Annotated in this window: 23 protein-coding genes; 10 read left to right on the top strand and 13 right to left on the bottom strand. The window is 64.8% G+C overall.

All coding sequences use genetic code 11. The features are described 5' to 3' along the window. The gene (locus tag ACE3PR_RS15085) at positions 1–894 is read left to right on the top strand and encodes a lysophospholipid acyltransferase family protein (protein ID WP_374373510.1); all 894 of its coding nucleotides are present in this window, start codon (positions 1–3) and stop codon (positions 892–894) included. Here ACE3PR_RS15085 and ACE3PR_RS15090 read toward each other — a convergent pair. Both ACE3PR_RS15090 and ACE3PR_RS15095 read right to left on the bottom strand, forming a co-directional pair. Continuing rightward, positions 888–1,763, bottom strand: coding sequence for a DUF1223 domain-containing protein (locus tag ACE3PR_RS15090; protein ID WP_374373512.1), 876 nt, complete (start codon positions 1,761–1,763; stop codon positions 888–890). The two genes, ACE3PR_RS15085 and ACE3PR_RS15090, sit on opposite strands and share 7 nt — an antisense overlap. A gap of 96 nt (positions 1,764–1,859) precedes the next feature. After that, complete coding sequence (locus ACE3PR_RS15095; protein WP_374373514.1) at positions 1,860–2,036, bottom strand: succinate dehydrogenase assembly factor 4; 177 nt, start codon at positions 2,034–2,036, stop codon at positions 1,860–1,862. A gap of 131 nt (positions 2,037–2,167) precedes the next feature. Between ACE3PR_RS15095 and htpX the strand changes: the two genes are divergently transcribed. Continuing rightward, a complete protein-coding gene (htpX, locus tag ACE3PR_RS15100) occupies positions 2,168–3,124 on the top strand; it encodes a zinc metalloprotease HtpX (protein WP_374373517.1) in 957 nt (318 codons plus the stop codon). A 4-nt stretch (positions 3,125–3,128) separates the two neighbouring features. Here htpX and ACE3PR_RS15105 read toward each other — a convergent pair whose 3' ends face one another. Both ACE3PR_RS15105 and ACE3PR_RS15110 read right to left on the bottom strand, forming a co-directional pair. After that, positions 3,129–3,641 carry a L,D-transpeptidase gene (locus ACE3PR_RS15105; protein WP_374373519.1) on the bottom strand — a complete coding sequence of 171 codons (513 nt, stop codon included), beginning with the start codon at positions 3,639–3,641 and terminating at the stop codon, positions 3,129–3,131. Positions 3,642–3,647: 6 nt separating this feature from the next. Further along, positions 3,648–4,457, bottom strand: coding sequence for an MBL fold metallo-hydrolase (locus tag ACE3PR_RS15110; protein WP_374373521.1), 810 nt, complete (start codon positions 4,455–4,457; stop codon positions 3,648–3,650). Between the two features lie 311 nt (positions 4,458–4,768). On the opposite strand from ACE3PR_RS15110, the gene ACE3PR_RS15115 reads away from it, so the two are divergent. Next, on the top strand, positions 4,769–5,965 hold the full coding sequence (locus ACE3PR_RS15115) for an MFS transporter (RefSeq protein WP_374373523.1): 1,197 nt from the start codon (positions 4,769–4,771) through the stop codon (positions 5,963–5,965). Between the two features lie 7 nt (positions 5,966–5,972). On the opposite strand, the gene ACE3PR_RS15120 is transcribed toward ACE3PR_RS15115, so the two are convergent. Then, the gene (locus ACE3PR_RS15120) at positions 5,973–8,198 is read right to left on the bottom strand and encodes a caspase family protein (RefSeq protein ID WP_374373525.1); all 2,226 of its coding nucleotides are present in this window, start codon (positions 8,196–8,198) and stop codon (positions 5,973–5,975) included. Positions 8,199–8,335: 137 nt separating this feature from the next. Further along, positions 8,336–9,031, bottom strand: a complete 696-nt coding sequence (locus ACE3PR_RS15125; RefSeq protein WP_374373527.1) for a response regulator transcription factor — start codon at positions 9,029–9,031, stop codon at positions 8,336–8,338. 272 nt (positions 9,032–9,303) lie between these two features. Between ACE3PR_RS15125 and ribA the strand changes: the two genes are divergently transcribed. From ribA to ACE3PR_RS15140, 3 genes are all read left to right on the top strand, one after another. Continuing rightward, complete coding sequence (ribA, locus tag ACE3PR_RS15130) at positions 9,304–10,482, top strand: GTP cyclohydrolase II (RefSeq protein WP_374373529.1); 1,179 nt, start codon at positions 9,304–9,306, stop codon at positions 10,480–10,482. 107 nt (positions 10,483–10,589) lie between these two features. Then, positions 10,590–11,726 (top strand): hypothetical protein, encoded by a 1,137-nt coding sequence (locus ACE3PR_RS15135; RefSeq protein WP_374373532.1) that lies wholly within the window; start codon positions 10,590–10,592, stop codon positions 11,724–11,726. Positions 11,727–11,857: 131 nt separating this feature from the next. After that, a complete protein-coding gene (locus ACE3PR_RS15140) occupies positions 11,858–12,727 on the top strand; it encodes a class I SAM-dependent methyltransferase (protein ID WP_374373534.1) in 870 nt (289 codons plus the stop codon). Positions 12,728–12,731: 4 nt separating this feature from the next. Here the strand turns inward: ACE3PR_RS15140 and ACE3PR_RS15145 are convergent, their stop codons facing one another. Continuing rightward, positions 12,732–13,655 (bottom strand): hypothetical protein, encoded by a 924-nt coding sequence (locus ACE3PR_RS15145; RefSeq protein WP_374373536.1) that lies wholly within the window; start codon positions 13,653–13,655, stop codon positions 12,732–12,734. A gap of 113 nt (positions 13,656–13,768) precedes the next feature. Between ACE3PR_RS15145 and ACE3PR_RS15150 the strand changes: the two genes are divergently transcribed. After that, complete coding sequence (locus tag ACE3PR_RS15150) at positions 13,769–15,097, top strand: ATP-binding protein (protein ID WP_374373539.1); 1,329 nt, start codon at positions 13,769–13,771, stop codon at positions 15,095–15,097. On the opposite strand, the gene ACE3PR_RS15155 is transcribed toward ACE3PR_RS15150, so the two are convergent. Continuing rightward, positions 15,046–16,020 carry a LysR substrate-binding domain-containing protein gene (locus ACE3PR_RS15155; RefSeq protein WP_374373540.1) on the bottom strand — a complete coding sequence of 325 codons (975 nt, stop codon included), beginning with the start codon at positions 16,018–16,020 and terminating at the stop codon, positions 15,046–15,048. The genes ACE3PR_RS15150 and ACE3PR_RS15155 overlap by 52 nt on opposite strands. Positions 16,021–16,122: 102 nt before the next feature. On the opposite strand from ACE3PR_RS15155, the gene ACE3PR_RS15160 reads away from it, so the two are divergent. From ACE3PR_RS15160 to ACE3PR_RS15170, 3 genes are all read left to right on the top strand, one after another. Beyond that, positions 16,123–17,274, top strand: coding sequence for a TauD/TfdA family dioxygenase (locus tag ACE3PR_RS15160; protein ID WP_374373541.1), 1,152 nt, complete (start codon positions 16,123–16,125; stop codon positions 17,272–17,274). A gap of 17 nt (positions 17,275–17,291) precedes the next feature. Further along, entirely contained in the window at positions 17,292–17,870 is a 579-nt protein-coding gene (locus ACE3PR_RS15165) for an HD domain-containing protein (protein ID WP_374373544.1), read from the top strand. A 206-nt stretch (positions 17,871–18,076) separates the two neighbouring features. Continuing rightward, a complete protein-coding gene (locus tag ACE3PR_RS15170; RefSeq protein ID WP_374373546.1) occupies positions 18,077–19,099 on the top strand; it encodes a PstS family phosphate ABC transporter substrate-binding protein in 1,023 nt (340 codons plus the stop codon). A gap of 64 nt (positions 19,100–19,163) precedes the next feature. Here the strand turns inward: ACE3PR_RS15170 and ACE3PR_RS15175 are convergent, their stop codons facing one another. From ACE3PR_RS15175 to ACE3PR_RS15195, 5 genes are all read right to left on the bottom strand, one after another. Further along, entirely contained in the window at positions 19,164–19,937 is a 774-nt protein-coding gene (locus ACE3PR_RS15175) for a sulfite exporter TauE/SafE family protein (RefSeq protein ID WP_374373548.1), read from the bottom strand. A 4-nt stretch (positions 19,938–19,941) separates the two neighbouring features. Further along, positions 19,942–20,496: a cysteine hydrolase family protein gene (locus tag ACE3PR_RS15180; RefSeq protein WP_374373550.1), complete on the bottom strand. Its 555-nt coding sequence runs from the start codon at positions 20,494–20,496 to the stop codon at positions 19,942–19,944. After that, a complete protein-coding gene (locus ACE3PR_RS15185) occupies positions 20,493–21,899 on the bottom strand; it encodes a DUF305 domain-containing protein (protein WP_374373552.1) in 1,407 nt (468 codons plus the stop codon). Before ACE3PR_RS15185 ends, ACE3PR_RS15180 begins: the two co-directional genes overlap by 4 nt. A gap of 120 nt (positions 21,900–22,019) precedes the next feature. Next, positions 22,020–23,033: a tyrosine recombinase XerC gene (locus ACE3PR_RS15190; protein WP_374373554.1), complete on the bottom strand. Its 1,014-nt coding sequence runs from the start codon at positions 23,031–23,033 to the stop codon at positions 22,020–22,022. Next, complete coding sequence (locus tag ACE3PR_RS15195; RefSeq protein WP_374373557.1) at positions 23,009–23,743, bottom strand: DUF484 family protein; 735 nt, start codon at positions 23,741–23,743, stop codon at positions 23,009–23,011. Before ACE3PR_RS15195 ends, ACE3PR_RS15190 begins: the two co-directional genes overlap by 25 nt. Positions 23,744–23,767: the final 24 nt, after the last annotated feature.

Here is a 23,767-nt window from a genome sequence, read left to right on the forward strand (position 1 = left end):
ATGGAGAAGAGCAGCCTTCCGGCCGTGACGCCAGCGCCGGAGAAGCGGCGCCCGCCAGCTCTTGCGCGTCGCGCCGTCTCGCGGCGCTTCGAACTCGATCCAGGCTCAAGCCTCCGCGCGGTGACGCGCCTTGCCACCTATTTCAGCCTGACGCTCGGCCTCTCGCCGCTGCAACTCGGCCTCCTCCCGGTGCATCGCAAGGCCTCCAGCCTGCTGCCGCGCTTCTATCACCGCATGACCTGCCGCATTCTCGGCATTCATGTCGAAGTGCGCGGGGCGCTCGCGGCGACGCATCCGACACTCTTCGTCAGCAATCATGGCTCCTATCTCGACATCCCGATCCTGGGCTCGCTGATCACCGGCAGTTTCGTCGCCAAGAGCGAAGTGGCTCGCTGGCCGGTCTTCGGCTGGCTTTCCAAGATGCAGCGCACGGTCTTCGTCGATCGGCGCCGCCACAGCACCCATCAGCAGCGCGACGATCTGCAGCGCCGGCTCGATCTCGGCGACGATCTCATTCTCTTTCCCGAAGGCACCTCGAATGACGGCAACCGCGTGCTGCCGTTCCGCTCCGCCCTCTTCAGCGTCGCCGAGCGCGAAGTGCGCGGCCGGCCTTTGACCGTGCAGCCGGTCTCGGTCGCCTATGTCGGCATGGGTGCGCTGCCGATGGGGCATGCCAACCGCCCCTATCTGGCCTGGTATGGCGACATGACGCTGGGTGCGCATCTGTGGAATTTCAGCCGCCTGTCGCGAGTCCGTGTCGTGGTCGAGTTTCATCCACCCGTCACGATCGCCGATTTCGGCTCCCGCAAGGCGCTGGCACAGCATTGCTATGAGAAGGTTTCGGGCGGTGTCTCGGCGGCGATCGCCGGCCGGCCCGCTTTCAGCGCTCAGTAGAGATCCCGGAAGTTCCACGCCGCCGCCGCGACCACGGGACCGAACTCGGCTTCGTTGGCGATGATGGCGCAGGCATCGGGGGCCGCCGCCATCTCCTCCGGCGTCAGGCGAATGGATTGCGTCAGCGCGCCACCCTGCCATTGTCCCAGCTTGCGCAAGGTGCGGACGATGTTGACGCTGACCACGCGCTGGCCGTTATTCTCGCCCGCGGTTACATCGCTCTGGTCGCGATGGGTGAAGGTCACGAACCACAGGCTGGCCGGAACCGACAGCGGTGTCGCGGGCAAGGTCAGCCGGATGTCGCCGCCTGCATCCTTGGCCAGCACTGGTTCGGCCATGACCTTGCGGTTGCGCGCCGCGCGGAGGCCCGCTTCCACGGCCACCCGGTCCGAACCCAGCATGGGAAGGGCGCCGGCGATCACGATCTGCGGCGTGTAGACCATGTTCTCGCCCTTGGCCTTGGCATAAGCATGCTGCCGCGCGCCAAAGGCGGGGGCGGCGAAGCGGTCCTGCCAGCCGGTGTAATCCCAGTAATCGACATGGAAGGAGAGGGCGAGGAGGTCGCGCCTCTGGGCGAGGTCGGCGAGATACCGATCCGCCGGCGGGCAGGAGGAACAGCCTTCCGCGGTAAAGAGCTCCACCACCACGGGCTTTGCCGCGGTGAGCGGCCGCAGGATCGTGGCGGGGGCGGGCGGCACCATATGCACGGGATCGGGTAGCGAGCCGCCGGGCATGGTGCCGCCGGGTGTCTGCAGCGGCCCGGAAAAGGGCTGCACCAGACCGAGCCCCGGGCCGGGCTGGCTCTGCGCCTGGGCCGGCCCGGCGCCGCAGGCCAGCATCGCCAGAAGGAAAAGAAGCGGCTTCAACATGAACTCAACCTAAATTCGCCGCCCTGTCCTGGCCACTCACAATTGCGTGGTTCTGGTGCGTGGTTCTGATGCGTGGTTCCGGTGCGTGGTTCCGGCTCAGAAATCGCTGACCCGGCCGTTCCGCTCCCAATCGCCATAGCGGGTCGGTTCCGGGCCGCTGGGGCCGCCGAATTCCGGTGCCGGCTTGCGGGGCGGCTGGTCCGGCCTGGGCGTTGCTGGCTGAGCTTCCGCGGCGCCGGGCCTGGTTGTCTCGCGATCGGGTGTCTTTTTCATGCCCGGGACGATAGAGCCTCCGCCGCCCCCCTTCAAGCTGCCGGGTCTTGATTCCACCAGGGGGCGGGGCAATCTAAATCCCCGACGGATGGACATGTCCCACCGGGTTGATCGAGGAGGATATTCAGACGATGGGTTACGCACGCACCGCCTTGCTGCTGGCCGCCTTGACCGGCCTCTTCCTGGCGGTCGGCTATGTGGCCGGCGGCCAGAGCGGCATCCTGATCGCCTTCGGCATTGCCTTGGCGATGAATCTCTTTGCCTATTGGAACGCCGACAAGATCGTGCTGCGGATGTATGGCGCAAGGCCCGCCGACGGTCATGAACTAGAGGCGATCGTAGCACAATTGGCGCAACGCGCCGGCCTGCCTGCCCCGAAGGTCTATATCATCGACCAGGACCAGCCCAATGCCTTCGCGACCGGCCGCAATCCGGAAAACGCGGCGGTTGCCGCCACCACCGGCCTCTTGCGCCGCCTCAGCCGCGAGGAAGTGGCCGGCGTCATGGCGCATGAACTGGCGCATGTGAAGAATCGCGATTCGCTCATCATGACCATGACGGCCGTCCTCGCCGGTGCCATCGGCATGGTGGCGAATATGCTGATGTTCACCGGGCTGATGGGCGGGCGGGATGACCGCAACAATCCCCTGGGCGCCATCGGCAGCCTCGCGGTGATGCTGCTCGCCCCCTTGGCGGCGATGCTGGTGCAGATGGCGATCAGCCGCAGCCGCGAATACGAGGCCGACCGCATCGGCGCCGAGATCAGCGGCCAGCCGCGGGCGCTGGCGAGCGCGCTTGCCAAGATTTCCCAGGGGGCGGCGGTGATCGACAACAATGTCGCCGAAGCCAATCCCGCCTCGGCGCATCTCTTCATCGTCAATCCGCTCCATGGCCGCGCCGGCGACAGTCTGTTCTCGACCCATCCCGCCGTGCAGAACCGCATCGAGCGTCTGCTGGCGATGGAATCGGGTGCCGGCATGACCTTCGATCGGCCGCGCGCACCAGCGCGACCCACCCGCGCCTCCTCGATTCCGCAAAGCGGCCGCCGCCCCACCATCGAACGCAGCCGCCGCGGGCCGTGGAGCTGACGCGCTAGGGCGCCAGGATCGTGACGTGATCTGCCGGCGATAGACGCGCCAGTATTTTCTCGAGATCGGCGCTGGCGAAGGCGACGCAGCCTTCCGTTGGGCGGTAATCTTCGTGGGCAAGGTGTACGAAGACCGCGCTGCCCATGCCCGGCACCACCGGATCGTCATTGTGGCCGATCACCAGCACGCGGTCATAGAGATGATCCGCGCGCCACATTTTTTCATGGCTAGCGGGATAGGGCAGAATCACCGCGCGGTTATAGGCGATGTCGTCCGGCGCATCGCACCAGCCGTCCTGTTGCGAGATCGCGGCCAGGGGCAAAGCGGTCTTGGGCGCCGTGTTGCGAAAGAACACGCGGCGCAAGGGAAAGCGGCCGATTGGTGTTGCGCCGTCGCCTTCGTGCTTGTCGGCGCGGATGCCGCCGCGACCCAAGGCGCAGCGGAAATTTTCGCCGTTGAGCTCGGCCCAACCGGTCGTCGTTCCCGGTGCATCGGCGCGGACGATCAGATCCAGCATGGATGTTTAAGGCGTCAGCACAAGGCCTTCGCGCGCCACGACCGTTCCAGGCCGCTGCGCGTTGGCGGCAACAGCGATGCCGTCCATGAAATCGTCGTCATGACTGGGATCGTGGTGGAAGATCACCAATTGCTTGGCTCCCGCCGCATCGGCGAGGCGCGCCCCTTCCGACCAGGTCGAATGGCCCCAGCCGGCAAAGCGCGGAAATTCTTCTTCGGTATAGGTGCTGTCATAGATGAAGATGTCGGCGCCCTTGATGAGCTCAAGAATGGCGCCGTCGAGCTTCCCCGGCGCATGTTCGCAATCGGTCACGTAGCAGATTGATTTTCCCTGCCAGTCGATGCGGTAGCCGGTCGCCTCGTTGGGATGGTTGAGCGGGCAGGTGCGGATCTTCAGGCCCGGGCGCGGCTCCAGCGTCTCGCCGGCGATGAAGTCATGGTAATCGGGCTTGGCGCTGAAGATCTCGAGCGGCACCGGAAAGAACGGCTCGCTCATCAAACCGGAAAGCGATTCCTTCAAGGTGCGATGCGGCTTCAGATGCCCCGCCCAGACGCGGATCTTGCTGGTCGGCTGATAGAGCGGCGAGAAGAACGGCATGCCCACCACATGATCGATATGCGTGTGGGTGAAGAAGAGGTCGACTTCGCAGGCGCCATTCTCGGCCAGCTTGCGGCCGAGGCCGCGAATGCCGGTGCCGGCATCGAAGACGAGCACATGCGGCCCGGCGCGCACTTCCAGGCACGACGTATTACCGCCATAGCGCACATATTCGGGACCGGAGCAGGAGAGGGAGCCGCGAACTCCCCAGAAACGCACGGATAACGGACCCGACAGGGAAGGACCCGATTTGGGACCAGCCGAAGAACCACCAGATTGCGACAACACACTCGTTCCTTATTCGGCGTCCCCGCAAGCCAAGACCGCCATCCCGAAGCCGGGCGTCACCTCCGCGACCCGGCCGGGGCGGATGATGGCATTCTTTGGGCCGATTGCAAAGTCGGTGGATTAAACGTTTGCCCTGGCTTGCTTTGCCCCGTGTGCGCTAAACCGTGTGGTCCATCCGGGTGGGATGCGCGCCTAGCCGCCATTGGGGGGCCTCTTTTGGGCAAAAGAAGAAAGTAAGGTTAATGGCTTCTGCCCCAGAAACCCACCTCGTTTCCGAGCGCACGCGCTGGCCGCTGGTGGCGTTGGGTGTCGCCGTGAGTGCCTTTGGCGCCTATCTCCAGTTCAAGCTGCCGCCGGTTCTGCCGGCCTTCCTCGCCACCTATCCTCATGACGCCGATATGGCGGCGGGCTTCATGTCGGTCTTCGCCCTGGTCGGGCTGATTGCCTCGGCACCTTTGGGCCGCCTGCTCGAGCGCCGCGCCATCTTGCATGCGCTCTTCGCCGGTCTCGTCCTCGCGGCCCTGGGCATTCTCATCGGCCTCGCGGCGCCGCAATCGGGGCCGCTCATGCTGCTGGGGCGCGGCATCGAAGGATTGACCTTCGCAATCTTCGCCCTTATCGGTCCGGTCATCGCCAATCAGGCGGCGGCGCGGCGCGATCTGGGGCTGGTGACCGGTCTCATCGCCACCTGGATTCCCATCGGCCAATTGCTGGCGGGCCTTCTGGCGCTCATCGGCGCCGATTGGCAGGCACTCTGGTTGATCAATCTCGCCCTCATCCTGCCGCTTGCCCTGGCGGGCTGGGCCGCGCGGGCTTCCCTGGGACCGCTCACGCGGCCCGGGATGCAGAGCGCCAGCCTGCCCGGCAGCAAGACCGAGCGCGCGCTCGTCATCGGCGCCGGCATCTTTCTGCTCTGGGCGCTGCAATTCTTCGCCTTCATGACCTGGCTCACCAAATACCTGACCGGCGAACTGCATTTGAGCGACACCGCCGCGATCCTCGCTTATCTGCTCCCGGTTCTCATCATCATGCTGTTCAATATCGCGACCGGCTGGTTGCTGGCACGCGGCATGAAATTGCTGCCGGCGCTCATCGTGGCGCTCTTGATGCAAAGCATCGTCTGGCTGAGTGCGCCCTGGCTTGCCGGCGGAACCGGCATCCTCATGCTGGTGGTCTATGGCATCGGTGCCGGGATCGCCCCCGCCTGCTTCTTCCATCTGCCGCATCATCTTGCGCAAGGCGGCGCGGCCGTCGGGCCCAAAGCCTATGGCGTGCTGATGACCGGGCGCAATTCCGGCGTGCTGCTGGGGCCGATTTTGATGGCCTGGCTCTTTCAGGGTGAACTCGGCTGGACGGGTGCCGCCTTCGTGGTCGCCGGGATCACCGCCATGGCGGCGTTGCTGGCGGGGTTTATCGCCAAATCCGCGCCGCGCGGCTAAAGGCGCGTCACTGCCACTCGATCTCGAAGCGGCCGACCTTCTCGGTGCCGTTGAAGATGATGCGGCAATCGCTCTCGCCGCAAGACGAGATGGCCGCGTTGCGCGCTGAATCTTCCGTGCAGCCGCCGGTCCCGGAGAAACCGCCCCAGGCTGATTTCTTGATCTTGCAATTGGTCGAGGTGCCGAGCTGGGTGCCGGCGCGGTTGACGGCGAGAAAGCGGTAATTGCCCTTAAGCGTTTCCGAATTGGCGAGGAAACGTTCGACCTGCGGCCGCAGCGATGAGGACAGGCGCAGGATGTCGCCACCGCCCAAGGTGGATTCCGTCGGCGCGGCGGCGCTGGCTGTCACGACCGGCGCGGCCGCAGCCGGTTCTGCGACAACCGGTTCGGGCTCTGGCGCCGCCGCAGCGATTGTATCGGGGGCATCGGCGCCGACCCAGGCGATCTCGAAATCGCCGACCTTCTCGGTGCCGTTATAGATGATGCGGCAATCGGCATCGCGGCAGGCATTGATCGCTGCCCGGCGCGCGGAATCTTCGTTGCAGCCGCCTTCGGCGGAATAGCCGCCCCAGCCGGATTTCTTGATCTTGCAATTGGTCGAGACACCCAGCTTGTCGCCGGCGCCATTCACCGCGAGAAAGCGGTAATTGCCCTTGAGCGTCTGCGAATTGGCGAGAAAGCGCTCGATCTCCGGCCGCAGCTCGCGCGAGATATGCAGGGCATTCTTCGTCGCGGCCGGTGGTGGCGGTGCAACAGGCGCCGCCACGGGCATAACCGGTTCCGGCTTTGCGGCGAGGAGCGGCGCGCTGACGAAACCATCGCCCGCGGCGCCGGCGACCTGCAGCCAGGACCCGTCGGCGTTCTCGCCGATGACCATGATCGTCTCGCCGCTCTTCAGCTTGCCGATGACGCGCGCCTCGGCATTCGGCTTGGCGCGGATATTGGCATTCTTGAGGGCGACGTAGCGCGTGCTGGTCATGGCGCGGGTGGTCTCAGTCTCGGGCGCGACCGGTGCCGCCGCTGCGACGACGACCGGTGTTGCCACAGCGGGCTCCGCGGCACTTGTCACCGGCGCACTTGTCGGCACACTGGGCTGCCCGCCGCGCAGAGCTTCCAGACGGACCGCGGCATGTGCTGCATAGATGCCGTTCGGGAACTGGCGCAGATAGGCTTCGAACACGGCCGGGTTGTTGCTGGTCTCGATCGATTTCCAGAGCGCCTGCTCCGCGGCCGGATCGGCGGCGGAAGCCGGCGCCGCGACCGGTGCTGCCAACGATGCCAGAACGACCGAGGCGGTGAGCGAGGACGAATCCCACGGCGTCTGCCGGTCGCCGGTCGCCTGCAGAACCCGGAGGCGCACGGCACGGTGCACTTCTTCGATGGCGGCACCCGGACGCAGCAATTCCTCGGCGAGGGCGGCTGTGTAGGGTGAGTTGCTGGAATCGCCGTCGACCGAGACATCGCCCGGCGCCGTCGAATAGCCGATGAAGCTGCCGCGCGGCGCGTCGACACGCGCGAGGCCCCGCGAGCTGGAGCGGAAACCGCGTGTCAGCGGATTGTTGCGGCAGGCATCGAGGAAGACGAGGTTGACCTTGTTCTCGGCGAATTGCATCTGTTTGAGGATGGTGTCGGCCGAGATCGCCTCGATCTCGACATCGGCCTCGGCTTCGATATGCGCGCCGATCGGCAGCAGGTAATTGGTGCCGTCCACCTGCACGCCATGGCCGGCGTAATAGAAGAGGCCGGTGGCATCGGGTCCCGCATCGCGCAGGGCTTCGCCGAAATCGCGGATCGCGCGCTTCATCTCGTTCTGATCGGTATCGGTCTTGAGCAGAACCTTGAATCCCAATTGCCCCAGGCTGCGCGCGATCAGCTTGGCGTCATTGGTCGGGTTGCGCAGGCGGCCGATATTGTCGTCGTAATCGCCATTGCCGATGACCAGTGCCACGCGCGGCCCCTCGGCCGATGCGGCCGGCGCTTGAACCAGCAATGCCAGCAAGGCGACAAAGCCCAGCATGACGAAGCCGCCGGCGGTGGGTGCCGGACGGTCAAGGTAGATGGCTGGACGCCGCAGAACTGGCCAGCACGACATGATGACGACCCCTATCGACGCGATATGGTGGGCGCTCCGCCGATCCTCCGGCGTGTTGCGCGCGGCCGGCCCGGTCTCAACGCGATCATGATCGATGCGACCGAGATCGATCTCGTGAACCGGGCCTGTGCCACGCTGCATCAAGTACAACGCCGCGCGGACGGGCGAAATGACGCCCGTCACACTGCGCGTACTGATTGCGCTATCACCGGCGCATTCTAGCGCAGAGCCGGTTTTCGGGGAATATCCCTATCGCAACCCGTTGGAATCGCTGGCGTTCAGGGGATGAGCTTGTAGCCGCCGGCATCGGTCAGCAGGATCTGGGCCCGTGCTGGATCCTTCTCGATTTTCTGGCGCAGGCGATAGACATGGGTCTCCAGCGTGTGCGTCGTCACACCCGCATTGTAGCCCCAGACCTCGCCCAGCAGCGTCTCGCGCCCGACCGGCTTCTGTTCCGCCCGGTAAAGATATTTGAGGATCGCCGTTTCCTTCTCGGTGAGGCGGATCTTCTTGTTGGCCTTCTCGTCGACCAGCATCTTCACATTGGGTTTGAAAACATAGGGGCCGATGGCGAGGAGCGCGTCCTCGCTGTGCTCGTGCTGCCGGAGATGCGCGCGGAGACGCGCCAGCAATTCGCCCAGGCGAAAGGGTTTGGCGATGTAGTCATTGGCGCCCATGTCGAGGCCGTGAATGGTATCGGCTTCGCCGGAGGAAGCGGTCACCATGATGATCGGCACGTTGATCCCGGCCTTCCGGAGATTGGCGCAGACCTGGCGGCCGTCATCATCGGGCAGGCCCACATCGAGCAGGATCGCATCCGGCCGCTCGGCCTTGGCCTTCGCCAGGGCTTCGCTGCCCGAGCCTGCCTCGACGCAGGTGAAATCGCCTTCCAGCGTCAATTGCTCGGCCAAGGTCTTGCGCAGGCCCTCATCGTCGTCGACGAGCAGGATACGGCGCTGATGGGTTTGGCTCATGGGTGCTGGAACTCCCCTGTTGCTGGGGGTGAGATAACATTGAGGAGGGGTGGAAACAAGGGAACCGGCAAGATTATTACTCAAAATGGCCTCGCATCGGTGGGGGATTCCATGGATCGGTCCGGTCTGGTTGGTACGGGGGCTGGGCTTGACCGGACCTTGGAAAAATCCCCATATGCCCCATCACTCTCACGGTCCGTATCCGCGCCATCCTGCGCGCGGCAGACCGCCCCGAGCGATAACAATCACGTGACCAGGACCCGTTCGCTGCCATGACGCCGATCGATTCCGCCGCCCTCGACCCCTCGGTCTGGACGGCGACATGCCTTGCCCAGATGGAACGCGCCACCGCCGAATTGCGCCGTGGCGGTCCCGTGGCCTTGCTGGAGGGCGATGAGGCGGCCTTGGTGCTGGCGGCCGAGATGCTGGAACAGCCGGCGCTCGCGGCCCTGCTCGCCGCCAATGGCACGGGCCAGGGCGGCGTCGGCAAGGGCATCCGCCTCGCCGTGACGGCCGAGCGCGCCGAGGCCCTGGTCAAGCAGGGATTGGTGCCGCCGGCGCCGGTCGCTGGAACGGAAGGCGATTACCGGCTGCTGGCGCTCTCCGGCGCGCTTGCCGCCGAGGCGATCCGCCAGGTAGCCGATCCGACCGCTTCACCCGTTGCCTGGCTCTCGGCCGGTATCGCGCCCGCCGCGGATGTGGCGCCGGCGCTCTGCCAGGGGGCGATCGAGCTTACCAAGGCGGCGCGCCTGCTGCCGGCGGCGCTCATCGTCCTGGTACCGCGCGAGGCTCTCGATCAATGGGTCGATCCCGCCTTCCGCCTAGCGGCCCGCGACCTTGCTTATTGGCGGCGCAACGCGGCCGGCAGCCTGCGCCGCGTGGGTTCCGCCCGGGTGCCGCTGGAAGGGGCGGAGGAGGTCGAGATTGTGGCCTTCCGGCCCGGCGATGGCGGCAAGGAACATCTCGCCATCGTCATCGGCAAGCTCGATCCGGCGCAGCCGGTCCTCGCGCGCCTGCATTCGGAATGTTTCACCGGCGATCTTCTGGGCTCTCTGCGCTGCGATTGCGGCGCGCAATTGCGCGGCGCCATCGCCGCCATCGCCGAATCAGGCGCGGGCGTGCTCCTCTATCTTGCCCAGGAAGGGCGCGGCATCGGTCTGGTCAACAAGCTCCGCGCCTATCGGCTGCAGGATGCCGGGGCGGATACGATGGATGCCAATCTGCAATTGGGCTACGGCGCCGACGAGCGGCTTTATCAGCCCGCCGCCGAGATGCTGCGGCAATTGGGGGTGGGGGCGGTCCGATTGCTGACCAACAATCCCGACAAGGTCACCGGCCTCGCCCAATGCGGGATCGAGGTGACCGAGCGCGTTCCGCACGTGTTCCCGTCGAACGACCATAACGAACGCTATCTCAGCACCAAGGCCGTCCGCTTCGGCCACATGTTCTAATCGGCGTCCTCCAAAAGGGTGTTTCGGGGAACTGGCACGGCCATTGCTTTCCTGACGACCTGAGCCCCGGACAAAAAGTTCGGCGGCGACATGGAAATCCGGGTCAAATGGCCGAAACCGCCAATATCATGCTGCCAGGGGCGCCGAATTACCCAGTTCCGGGTGTGACCGGAACGGGCGCCATCAAAGGCGGGCTGTTGCGGCCGGGTTCCATCGATCAATCCCGATTCCAGCAGCTTTTACAGGCTCAAACCCAGGCCGAGGCCGCGACCGAGGCGATGCCCAAGGGCCTCACCCTCGACGATTACCGCAAGCTTGCCGGGGCCCCTGTCTCGGCCAGGACCGCGGCGCCCACCGCGGCCCCCGCGCCCGCCCCGACGGATGGCATCCCCACCCTGTCGGCGGAACAATTTGCCGTGTTGACCGGAATCTCGGTCCCGGAAACGGCGCAAGGCACCCAATTCCCGGCAGGGGATTCCGGGCAGATTCCCTCGGCCGCCCCCGCCGAGCCCACATCCCCTGCCGCCCCCCCTATCGCTGCCCCCCTGCCTACGACCCCGGGCGTTACGGTGGGCGCCCCGTTCGAAATGGTCCCGCCGGAAATCGCCACGCAAACGGCGAGCGTTGAGGATGTCTTGGCGCCGGAATCCGGCGCCGACGGGGTTCCAGTGACCGATTCCGCAACCGAACTGGCGCCCATCGAGGTTGAAGCGACGGCCGAGGCCGAGGATCCGCGCGTGGTCTGGTTCGATTCCATGCCCGACCGGGAAGAGCGCCGCATGCTGGAAGCCTCGGGCCAGAAATGGCGCCTGCGCGAAACCCCCGGCGCCCGTGAATTGTTTCTAGGGCCGGACGGAAAGTTCGGCTGGGACGATGCCCTCGATATCATCAATCCGCTGCAGCACATTCCGGTCGTGGCGCAGATCTATCGTGCCGTGACCGGTGACCAGGCCTATGGCCTGTCGCAATTCATGGGGGCGGTCCCCTTTGGCCCGATCTCCATCGCCAGCGCGGTGATCGATACCGTGGTGCGGTCCGAGACCGGGCGTGATGCCGGCACCGACATCGCCGCCGCGGTTCTGGGCATCGACAACCGCACGCCGGAAGAAGCCAATCTGCATCTCGCCCAGCCGGCCGGTCAGGACCTTGCCGTTTCCCCCGCTTCCGGTGATGACATCCTGGCCGAAGCCGTGGTGCCGGATCCCGCCTGGATGCGCGAGGATCAAATCGGCGGCGCCGGCTGACCCCCGATAAGTTGACATCCGATAAGTTCCGACATGCTTGATTGAGGCGCGCCGAGGCGGCATCTTCGCCCCACTCGCATGCAGACGGTCGCAATCCTCGCCGCCGCCGCGACCGAACGGGGCGAATTCTTATGCCGTTTTCCTTGCCGTCACGCGCCGCCTTCCGCCAATCCCGGCGGCGCCTCTGGCTGGGCCTCAAGACCTTGCTGGGCCGGCGCCCGTCCGGCTTCTTCATTCCCTATCGCTATGCCCATGCGGTGACGGCGCCGGAATCCTATCCGGTGGCGACGGCCTTGTGCGAGGCGGCGGTCGCGGATTTCCGCCAGGCCCTCGCCTTGCTCGACACCTATCGCAGCGACCTGCTGGCCATCCCGGCGCAGGCAAAGCCGCCGGCACCGCGCTGGCAGCAGGATTGGTTCGCGCCGCTCGATGCCGCGATGCTCTATGCCTTCATCCGTGCGCGGCGACCGGCGCGCCTCGTCGAGATCGGCTGCGGCCATTCCACCCGCTTTGCCGCCAAGGCGATCAGCGATGGAAGGCTGGCGACACACCATGTAGCGATTGATCCGGCGCCCCGTGCCGAGATCGGGGCCTTGCGCATCGATCTCCAGAAATGCGTGCTGGCCGCGGCTGATCACAGCATCTTCGGCAGCTTGCGCGCGGGCGACATGCTGTTCATCGATTCCAGCCATATCCTGATGCCGGGCACCGATGTCGACCAGCTCTTCAACCGTGTGCTGCCGATGCTGGCGCCGGGCGTCATCGTGCATGTGCACGACATCTTCCTGCCAGACGATTATCCACGCGCCTGGGCCTGGCGCGGCTATAACGAACAATCGGCGCTGCTGCCCTTCCTCAACGGCAATGGCTTTCGTTTGCTTTTCGCCAGCCATTACGTGACGACCCGCATGGCGGCTTCCCTTGCCGCGACACCGCTGGCCGATCTGCCGCATCATGTCTCGGCGGCACCCGCCACATCCTTCTGGCTGGAACGGCGCTGAAAGCCTATTGCGGCTGCACCGAGACTTTGCGGATCCAGTAGCTGCCGCCGACATTGGTCAGCAACACGCCGTCGAAATCGCCCTTGAGGCTGGTATCGGTGGCGCTGACGGCCAGCTTGCCGTCGACCAGCACATTCATCTTGCCGGCGGAATCCCGGGTCAGCGTCACGTCATGGGGCTTGCCGTCCTCGAGGTTCGCCGCACCGGCAAAGCTGCCGAGATTCGTGGCCCCCTGTTGCGAGACGCGCTGCAGGATCAAGCCGGTCTGATTGCCCGGCTGATAGACGACCCGGTAGAGGTTCTGCGCCGAAGCCCCCTGATAGAGGCTGAGATGGAGCCCGCCATAGCGGTCCTTCGAGGTGAAGGTGGTGGTGAAGTTGAACGCCGCCGGCAGCACCGCCTTGGCATAGATCGAGGCGTATTCCTGCTTGGTCTGCTGCTGCGTGCCTTGCGGATTGAGGATGCCGCCCAGCAGGGTTTCCAGACTGGCCTGCTGGCGGATCTTGCTCACCAGGCCCCGGTTCGAGCCCGATTTGTCGACGCCCCAGCTACCGGCGCTGACTTTCCAGGCGGGGTTGTTGGCAAACTCGCCATCGGCGAATTCGTCCAAGAAGGGTTTTGCCTGCGAGGGCGGGGTGGGCGTGGCGGCCGCTTCGTATTGCGCGATCACCTTCTTGAGATCGGCCAGAAAATCGGGCGAGGCGGCCTGGTCCTTCTCGGCCTGGGCCACCATGGCCTTCAAATCCTTGACCAGCTTGTCGACCGCCTTCCCCTGCTGGCTGCCGGTCCAGGGCTGGTATTGGGCGGGGGCCGTATCGGCATGGGCGGCGGCGATACCGCCAGAATTCAGTCCCAGACCCAAGCTCAAACAGAGCGCCAGAGCGGGCAGAGCGGTGCCCAGCAACCGGTGTTTGCGTGAATTCTTCATGACATGCCTCCCGCGATGATCGTTTTTTGTCTTAGAATCAGTATCGACTCGGGGCTTGCCGCCTGTCTTCCCGGCGCCGCCCATGAGCGCGCTCATTATGAGGTGTCGCGACCGTGCTGCGAAGGGGCTTCACAATATTGTTCCGCGATCTCGCCATCCTGGTGGCGGCGATCGTCGCCCTGCTGATCGTGATCGGCCGCGGCGATTGGCCGTTTCTCGCGGTCGCGACCGCCTTCGGCCTTTGTGCCGCGGCGCTGGTGGTGCTTTATCGCCTGCCGCCGAGCCTGCCGCGCGGCGATACCCAGCCGGCCCCCACACCGCTCCACTTCGCGCGCGGCGAAAATCCTTCCGATCTTCGCGCCATCCTCAACGCTTTGCCGGACCCCGTCCTGGTGCTGGATGATTCGCGCCAGATCCTGATCGCCAATGCGGCCGCGCGCTCGCTGCTGGGGGCCGAGATCGAGGAGCGCAGCCTGCTCGCGGTTCTTCGCCAGCCCGCCTTGCTCACCGCGCTTGAGGCGCTGGCGCGCGGCGAGGAATCGCCGGCTTTCGACCTGCCGGATATCGGTGGCCATGCGCTGGTTGCCGAGCTTAGCCGCATCGATAGCGAGACAAGCGGCGAATCGGCGCCGCACAGCCTCATCGTCTTTCACGACGTCTCGGGTCTCAGGCGTGCCGAAACCCTGCGCAGCGATTTTGTCGCCAATGTCAGCCACGAATTGAAGACGCCGCTGGCGACCTTGATCGGCTTTCTGGAAACGCTGAAGGGCCCGGCGCGCAATGACGAGAAGGCGCGCGAGCGTTTTCTCGACATCATGCTGGCCGAGGCCCAGCGCATGAGCCGCATCGTTGCCGATCTCCTGTCGCTCTCCCGGATCGAGCTCAACGAATATCAGGCGCCGGAAGGCCGCGCCGATCTCAGGCGATTGCTGGGGTCGGTGATCGACGGCCTGACGCTGAAGGCCAAGCAGCGCGGCATCGTCGTGCGCGTGGCCACGCCTGAACGCTTGCCGGAAGTTCCGGGCGATGCCGACGAGCTCACCCAGGTGCTGCAGAACCTCATCGAGAATGCGCTGAAATACAGCCACGACCAAGCGATGGTGACGGTCGAGGTGATGATCATCACCGATCCCGCTCTGCTGCGCCTCCACATGCCGCATTTCCGGTCGGTGCCGGCGGCGGTCGCCATTTCGGTCCGGGATCAAGGCCCCGGCATCGCCCGCGAACACATCCCGCGCTTGACGGAACGTTTCTACCGCGTCGATACCGCGCGCTCGCGCGAGATGGGCGGGACCGGGCTTGGTCTTGCCATCGTCAAGCACATCATCAACCGCCATCGCGGCAAGCTCGAGATTCAATCGGTGCTGGGCGAGGGCAGCACCTTCACCATCTATCTGCCGATGGATTCGGTGCCCAGGGAAATTTCGCCGGCCGCCGCCTGAAGCCGCGCTTCCGCCACCAGCCAGGCGGCGATCTTGTGGAGCAGCCTTTCGGCGGGATGGCTGCGGCGATAGGTGATGAAATAGCCATATTGCGGGCGCTTGAGGCCGGGCGCCAATTGCACCAGCGAACCGCTCCGCAAAAGATCGTCGACCAGGCCCCGCCAGCCAAGCCCGATGCCCTCGCCGCCCAGGATCGCCTGCAGGACCAAGGGATAGGTGCTGTAGAGCATTTGCGGCCGCGCGGCCGGCGGCGCCACGTGATGCAGCCGCAGCCAATCGCCCCAATCCAGCCAATCGGCATTCGCAGTATCCATGTGCAGCAGCTTCTCGGAGAGGAGGTCAGTCACCTCCAGCCGGGGACCCCCCGGTCGGGAAGCTTTGAGATGCGGGCGCTCGTCGAGATAGGCCGGGGCGCAGACCGGGAACACTTCTTCGGAAAAGAGATCGCTCACCTGCCAGCCGGGCCAGTGGCCGGTGCCGAAGCGGATGGCGATATCGCATTCGCTGGTGTCGAAGACATCGTCGTCATCGCTGGTCATCAGGCGAAAGGCCAGAGTCGGAAAGGCCGCGCGCAGCCGCGTGAGGCGCGGCATCAGCCATTGCTGGGCAAAGCCGAAATTGGTGGCAAGGCGGATGGTCTGCTCGCCGGTCTGGGCACGGAGGGCCAGGGTCGCCGCGGCGATATGGTCGAGCCCCAGCGAGACCGCATGGCGATACTCGTTCCCGGCGGTGGTGAGGGTGAGGCCGCGCCGGTTCCGGTAGAACAGGGGCTGGCCGAGATCGGCCTCCAGCATCTGGAGATGCCGGCTGATCGCCGGCTGGCTGATGCCCAATTCCCGGGCAGCCGCCGACATGCTGCCCAGCCGGGCGGCAGCTTCGAAGGGAATCAGGCAACCAATCGGGGGAAAGCGCCGTCCAGCCATAATCAATGTTTATACCAGATCAAAGTTTATTGCAGCTATTCAATATCTTACCGCAAGCGCAAAAATCGCAACATCCTGATATTAAACGGAACCTGCGCGATCATGACGGCACCCCAACTCGAGATCCTCGACCAGCCGCAACCCGGCCTCCGCCTGCACCGGGCCGGGGGAACATTGATGCTGCATCCCCTCTGGCTGCGCGAACGCTGCCGGTCAGTGACGAGCGTCGATACCCGCACCGGCCAGCGGCTCTATAATCCGTCGGACCTCGATCCCGCGCTGGCGATCAGCGGGGTCCGGCGCACGGGGCCGGGCAGCCTCTCGGTGCTCTTCAGCGACGGGCATGAAAGCCAGTTCGCGGAACAGGATCTCCTGGCCGAGGCCGCGATGGCGCCGGGCGAGGACGGCCTGCCGGCACTGACGCCCTGGGATGCGCGCCTCTCGCCCTTTCCCGAAACACAATGGCAGGATCGGCCTGGCGATGCCTTGCGGTTCGACATCGTCGAGAAATTCCTGCGCTACGGCTTTGTCATCCTGCACGGCGTGCCACAGCGCGATCAGGCGATCTTCGAGGTGGCGGAAAGCTTCGGCTTCGTGCGCGACACCAATTTCGGGCGCCTCTTCAACGTGCGCTCGGTGCCCGATGCCAACGATCTCGCCTATTCCTCGCTGGCGCTCGATCCCCATACCGACAATCCCTATCGCGAGCCGGCGCCGGGCATCCAATTGCTGCATTGCCTGACCAACCAGACCTCCGGTGGGCTCTCGACCCTGGTCGACGGTCTGGCTTGCGTCGAAGCCCTGCGGGCGCAGGATCCGGCGGCCTACGATTTGCTCTGCAGGATTCCCAGCCGCTTCATCTTCAAGGATGTCGATGCCGAGCATGTCGCCTGGCAGCCGCATGTGAAGCTGGACGAGAAGGGGGTCTTCCAGGCGATTCATTTCAGCCCGCGCCTGGATTTCTCGCCCTTGCTGCCGGCCCATGAATTGCAGGCTTTCTACGACGCAAGGCGCCAGCTCGACCAATTGCTGAAAGCCGCGCAATTCGAGATCCGCTTCCGCCTCGACGACGGCGATCTGGTCATGTTCGACAACCGGCGCCTGCTGCATGGCCGCACCTCCTTCGATACCCAGGAAGGCATCCGGCATCTTCAGGGTTGTTATATCGACAGCGATGGGCCGCGCAGCCTCTATCGCGTTCTCAAACGCCCCGGTGTCTTACAGGGCGTCTCGCAGAAGCTCGCGGCGGAATAGGATAAGGAACCACGATCATGGGCAAGACAGTCAGCTTCCTGCAGATGAAGGACGGCACGCGCGAGGATTACCTGATGCTGGACCAGTCCGAACGCGATTTCGCGCGCGGGCTGCCGGAACGCATCATGGAGGGCCTCGCCAAGCTCGATCATTCGCTGGAGGGCTACAAGGTCAGCCGGCTGGAGCATTCCCTGCAATCGGCGACCCGCGCCGAGGCCGACGGGGCCGATACCGAGATGGTGGTCGCAGCCCTCATCCACGATATCGGCGACGAGCTTGCCCCCTATAACCATGCCGAAATCGCCGCCGGCATCATCCGCCCCTATGTGCGCGACGAGGTCACCTGGGTGATCGAAAAGCACGGCATCTTCCAGATGTATTATTATGCCCATCATCTGGGCGGCAACCGCAACGCCCGCGACGAATTCCGCGGCCATCGCTGGTACGGCATCTGCGAACGTTTCTGCGAAAGCTGGGACCAGGCTTCCTTTGACCCCGATTACGCCACCAAACCTTTGGCCTATTGGGAGCCGAAGGTGCGCGAGATTTTCGGCCGCAAGGCCCATGATCCCCGTTATGTGAAGTCGGCCGCGTAAACGCGGCAATCCGACATCAAACCGTCACGTGCCCTGAAAAGAGACGCCTTTTCAGGGCACTATCTTTCGGTGTCCACAATCCAGGTGTGCTTCCGACCGCCGCCGGCCGACTCTGTCACATAATCGTCATGAAACCGCAAATGGGCTGTCACGCAAGCGACCTATGAACGGCCTTGCTTGGATCCACCCAACAAAGGTTTTATGCCATGAAGCGCATCACTCTCGCTCTCGCCGCCGTCGGCGTCACCGTGCTCACCGCCGGTGCTGCCGAAGCCCGCGACCAGCTCCACATCGTCGGTTCCTCCACCGTCTATCCGTTCTCGACCGCCGTCGCCGAGGAATTCGGCAAGGCCGGCAAGTTCAAGACGCCGATCGTCGAATCGACCGGCACGGGCGGCGGCATGAAGTTGTTCTGCGCCGGTGTCGGCGAAGGCACGCCGGACATCACCAATGCCAGCCGCAAGATCAAGGACAGCGAGATCGAAGATTGCAAGGCCAACGGCGTCACCGCGATCACCGAAGTGCCGGTCGGCTATGACGGCATCGTGCTCTCGAATGCCAAGTCCAGCCAGCAATTCAATCTGTCGCTGAAGGACATCTGGACGGCTCTGGCCAAGGAAGTGCCGGTCGACGGCAAGCTGGTGGCCAATCCCTACAAGAACTGGAACGAAGTGAATTCGGCCCTGCCGGCCGAAAAGATCGAAGTTCTGGGCCCGCCGCCGACCTCCGGCACCCGTGACGCCTTCGTCGAACTCGTCATGGAAAAGGGCTGCCACGGCATCGCCGAGATCGAAGCCATCAGCGACAAGAAAGCCAAGGCCGCGGCCTGCACCACGATCCGCGAAGACGGTGCCTGGATCGATGCCGGCGAGAACGACAATCTGATCGTTCAGAAGCTGGTTGCCAATCCGAAGGCCTTGGGCGTGTTCGGCTATTCCTTCCTGGAAGAGAACACCGACAAGCTGCAGGGCAGCATCGTCGAGGGTGTGGCGCCGGAATTCGACGCCATCGTCTCGGGCGAATACAAGGTCTCGCGCACCATGTTCTTCTACGTGAAGAACCAGCATGAAGGCGTCATCCCCGGCATCCGCGAATTCGTCGCCGAATTCACCAGCGACAAGGCCGCGGGCGAAGAAGGCTATCTGGCCGACAAGGGCATGATCCCCTTCCCGCCGGAGAAGCTGAAGGAAGTCCAGGCCAGCGCCGGTGCGCTGAAGCCGATGATGTAAGCCTTCGGTACCTGTCTAACGACGTCGCATTCGACCCTCCCCCGGCAACGGGGGAGGGTTTCTTTTATCCGCGCAGCAAGGGATCCAGCAGCGGCAGGCTGATGATGGCCGCCATGGCGATAAGGCCGTAGCAGATCCAGCGGAACAAAATGTCGCCCGCTTGCCCGAAGAGCCGGGCCCCCAGATAGAGCCCCAATCCGTAAGCCGAGGCGATGAGCGCGGTCAGGATGAGAATCTGCAGTGAAATAAGTCCGCCGATCAGATAGCTCACGATCGAGATCGCGCTGGAGATGGCGAAATAGAGCACGATATTGGCACGCACCACATCGCGGCCGATGGCGCCGCCCAGCCAATAGGCGACGACCGGCGGGCCACCGACCTGGGCGGCACCGGTGAAGAATCCGGAGATAACGCCGATGATCGCGTTGAGCGCGGCATAGGGCTGCCCGCGATAGCGCCAGCCCGAGACCAGCAGGACCAAGAGCATCGTGACGATGGCGACCACCGCCCATCGCACCACCAGCGGATCCAGCAAAGCGAGGCCCGCGGTCCCCAGCGGCACGCCAATGAGGGCACCCAAGGCCATGGTGCCGACATTGCGCCGTTCCGCGCGGCGCCAGGCGTTGGGGATGAGGCCCAGGGCCATGATTGCATCGACCAGCAGCAGCAAGGGTGCGGCGCGGGCCGGCTCGATCACGGCACTCGCCAGCGGCATGAAGATGAGGGCGGCCCCGAATCCTGAGAACCCGCGCGCGAGCCCGGCGATGAAGGCCGTGCCGACAAGGAACAGCACGGCTTCGCCGGAAATGCCGGGAATGAGCGCCGTCAGGTCCGCCATGCGCTCACGCCGCCAGCAGATCGGCGGTGGTCACGATGCGGGCATATTCATCCGCGAGATTGGCCAGCGACATCGCATGCACGTCTTCGGCGCTGCGCCAGGTGCCGTTCCAGTCGCGGCGGCCGAAAGTGAAACAGGCATCGGCGACGAGACTTGTGTCGAAGCCGAGATTGCCGGCCATGCGCACGGTCGCTTCCACGGAATTGTTGGTGATGACACCGACGATCACCAGCGCCTTGTGACCGCCGGCCCGCAAACGCGCTTCGAGATCGGTGCCGATGAAGGCGTTGTTGGAGTGCTTGCCGATCACCGGTTCACCGGCCATGGGCTGGGCTTCGGGTTTCCAATCATGGCCCGACTGTCCCGGCCGGTAATGCGAGTTTGGCTCGACGGAATCATGCCGCACATGCCAGATCGGCCAGGCCTTGCTGCGCCAATAGGCGAGGAGTGCGGCGATGTTGCCCTCGGCCGCGGGATTGTTGCGCTCACCCCAATCCGGATGATCGATCGCACGCTGCAGGTCGATCGGCAGCAGCACCGCGCCGGCGGGCCCACTCATGGCTGGACCAGTCCGCGCTCCGCCAGCCAGGCGCGCATCTCGGCGATCTCGCGTTCCTGGGCGGCGATGATCTCCTGCGCCAGTTCGTGATTGTGAGGATCGATGCCGAATTGCAGCACGATTCTGGCCATGTCGATGGCGCCCTGGTGATGGGGAAGCATGCCGAGCACGAAGGCCACGTCCGGGTCCGGATTGGCGACACCCGCCATCATCGGCCCATGCATCTTCTCCATGGCCTGCATATAGGCCGCTGCCGCATCGCCGCTCATGGTCATGTCGTGACCGGCATGGGGATCGACCGCGCCGTCATGCGGATTGGCGGGATCGGGCGAATGGGTCGATTTATCGGCCAAGGCGACATTGCCCTCGGGGCCATAGAGGGCGAGATGCAATCCCCAATAGCCGAGAACGAAGAGCAGCAGCGTCCCGGCAAGGCCCACGGGGATGCCGGCCAGCGCGCGTTTCAAGGCCGGCATGAAGCGGACCTCGCGGCTGTGTTCGCAGACGATCGCCACCAGGATCATCATGATGAGCGCATGGCCGATGAGCTCCACGCGGCCGAAGGGATAGATCGCCGAGGTGAAGATGACGACGAGGGCTAGCGCCGAGAGGCGCCGGATGAGCGGCGTCCAGAAGAGGCCGAACCCCATGGTGAATTCTGCGACACCCGCCATCGGCACGAAGACCGATTCCGGCAGGCCGAAGGTGAGGAAGGGCCGCTCCTCGACCAGCGGCGAGAACCAGTCCGGATAAGCGAATTTCTCCAGGCTCGACCACATCAGGGCGATGGCGACGCCCCAGCGGAGAACGTCGAAACGGTATTTGCGCCAGTTCTCGTTGCCGGATGCTTCCAGCACCAGATAGCCGGCCACACCGATGCCGAGCGCCAGGTAATCGAGCAGATGGAAGACGTCGTATTCGGTAAGCGCCATCAGCCACAGCCCGATGATGCCGGCGGCGGCGAAGATCTGTGTCCGTGGCAGGAAGATGAGGGCCGCGATCAGCAATTGCGTCCAGGAAACCCATTCCGCCGGGGTCTTGAGATCGGGCGTCAAATAGACGCCGCCCACGGCGAAGATGGCGATGAAGAAGGCGGCGATCACCGCGCGCACGAAATCGTCGAGCCGCTGATGCAAGGGATCGGTGAGGCGGTCCATGCCAAGGAGGATGGTCTCGCCGGCACTGGATTTCTCAACGATGCGTGTCGCCAGGAAAAACACCATCACCAGCCCGATCCCGGTCCAGAACCAGGGATTGGCCAGCGTCATGCCGATGGGCTGCGGCGGCGCGCCGACGATATAGGGCGCGAACCATTTCACATGCGCCTCGGCCGGAGACGCCAGGGCAGCGATGGCCGCGAATGATGCGATGCTGGCAAGGATACGGGAATGAGGGAATCCCATGAGGGGGTCACCTTTCTCGACTGACGACCCGCAAGGAATATCAGAATTGGGAAGGTTCGCCCATCCTGCCGTGGCGCGTCACGAATGCGCGCAATAAATTTGTGCCTAAGCCTTGGCGCCCTAGATCTTCGCGCGGGGATGTGCCGCCTGATAGACGCTGAGCATCTGCGCGGCGTCGATCTCGGTATAACGCTGGGTGGTCGAGAGCGAGGCGTGGCCCAGTAATTCCTGGATGGCGCGGAGATCGCCGCCACCGGCGAGGAGATGGGTGGCAAAGGAATGCCGCAACGCATGCGGCGTCGCACTTTCCGGCAGGCCTAATTGCCGGCGCAAGCTCTGCATCGCCCGCTGCACCAGGCGCGGATTCAAGGGGCCGCCCTTGACGCCGGTAAAGAGCGCATCCTGCGGCCCGGTTTTCCACGGAGAATGTGCCACGTAATCGGCGATCGCCTCGGCGATCACGGGCAGGACCGGGACCACGCGCGTCTTGCCGCCCTTGCCGGTGATGCGCAGCATGGCGCCGGCCTTCGGTGCCTCGCCCCGCGTGAGGCCGAGCGCTTCCGAAATACGCAGGCCACAGCCATAGAGGAGGAGCAGGATGGCAAGATCACGCTTCTGCAGCCAGGGTTCCTCATGCAGCAGATCGACATTGTCGAGGGCGGCTTCGGCCTCCGCGGCATTGAGGGGTTTGGGCACCAGGCGCGGCAGGCGCGGCCCGCGTTGCGCCGCCAGCACGCCGATCTCGATCATGCCCTCGCGCACCAGGCGCCGCGCGAAACTCTTCAGGGCCGATAAAGCGCGGGCATTGCTGGCGGCGATGAGGCCACGTCCCTGGCGCGATGCCGCCCAGGCGCGAAGATCGGCGCGGGTGAGACCGCTCATCATGGCAAGATTCGGTGCCTCGCCGCGATAGGCCATGAGGAAGCTGAGGAAATCGCGGAGGTCGCGGGCATAGGCCTCGCAGGTAAGGGGGGCGAGGCGGCGCTCGCGGGTCAGATAGCTGAGCCAGGATTGGAGGGCTTCGGCCAGATCGGGCGCGGCGTTCAGCAACGGATCCACCGCCAGCTCGGTCGCCTCAAGGGCCGGGCCGGCAGTTCCGGTTTTCGCTGTCAGGGCCTGGGGAGGTCCAGCCACGAGCGGACGCCGAATTCGATGATGCGTCCGAGGAAGCTCATCAATTCGGTCCCTTGGCCGGCATGGAAATAGCCGGGATGGCGCGTGCCGAAGGCGATGAGGCCGGCCGGCGCCATGCCGCTGATGCTGAGCCTCAGCAGCGCATCGGAGCGCACCAGATCGGCGGCACCGCCATAGATCTCGGCATCGCCTTCGACTTCGTCGCGGAGCCAGACCTTGCGGTTGCGGCCCATCAGCCGGTCGACCGCACCCCGGTCGAGGAACTGGATGCCCTCATGTTTGGGCCGGCGCGAAGTGACGTCGGTCAATTCCACGCAGAGGCTCACCACATCGACTTCCAGCAGGAAGGCAAGATCGCCGGTGACGATGTCGATGAAGCTCTCGAAGGTCTCGGCCTCCAGGAGGGCGATGACCGAATTGTGGATGCGCTCGGTGGTGTTGAGATTGTCGCGGCTGTTGGCGATGATCTCGTCCTGATCGGCGCGCAGTTTCTGCACGTCGCTCTTCAGCCGTTCCATCATGAATTGCTGCAGATCGACCACACCCTCGCCCTTGTGACGCTTCGGGCTCAATTGCGTGTCCAGCAATTCGGGATGGCGCGCCAGGAAATCGGGATGCCGCTTCAGATAGGCGGCAACCTGCGCAGCGCTCACCCCAGCACTTGTCTTGGCGCTGGGCTTGGCTTTGGCGTTTTCGACCGGGTCCGACATAGAGGCCCTGCGCTATCCCCTGGT

This window comes from Dongia sp. (assembly GCF_041909655.1).
Classification (GTDB): domain Bacteria; phylum Pseudomonadota; class Alphaproteobacteria; order Dongiales; family Dongiaceae; genus Dongia.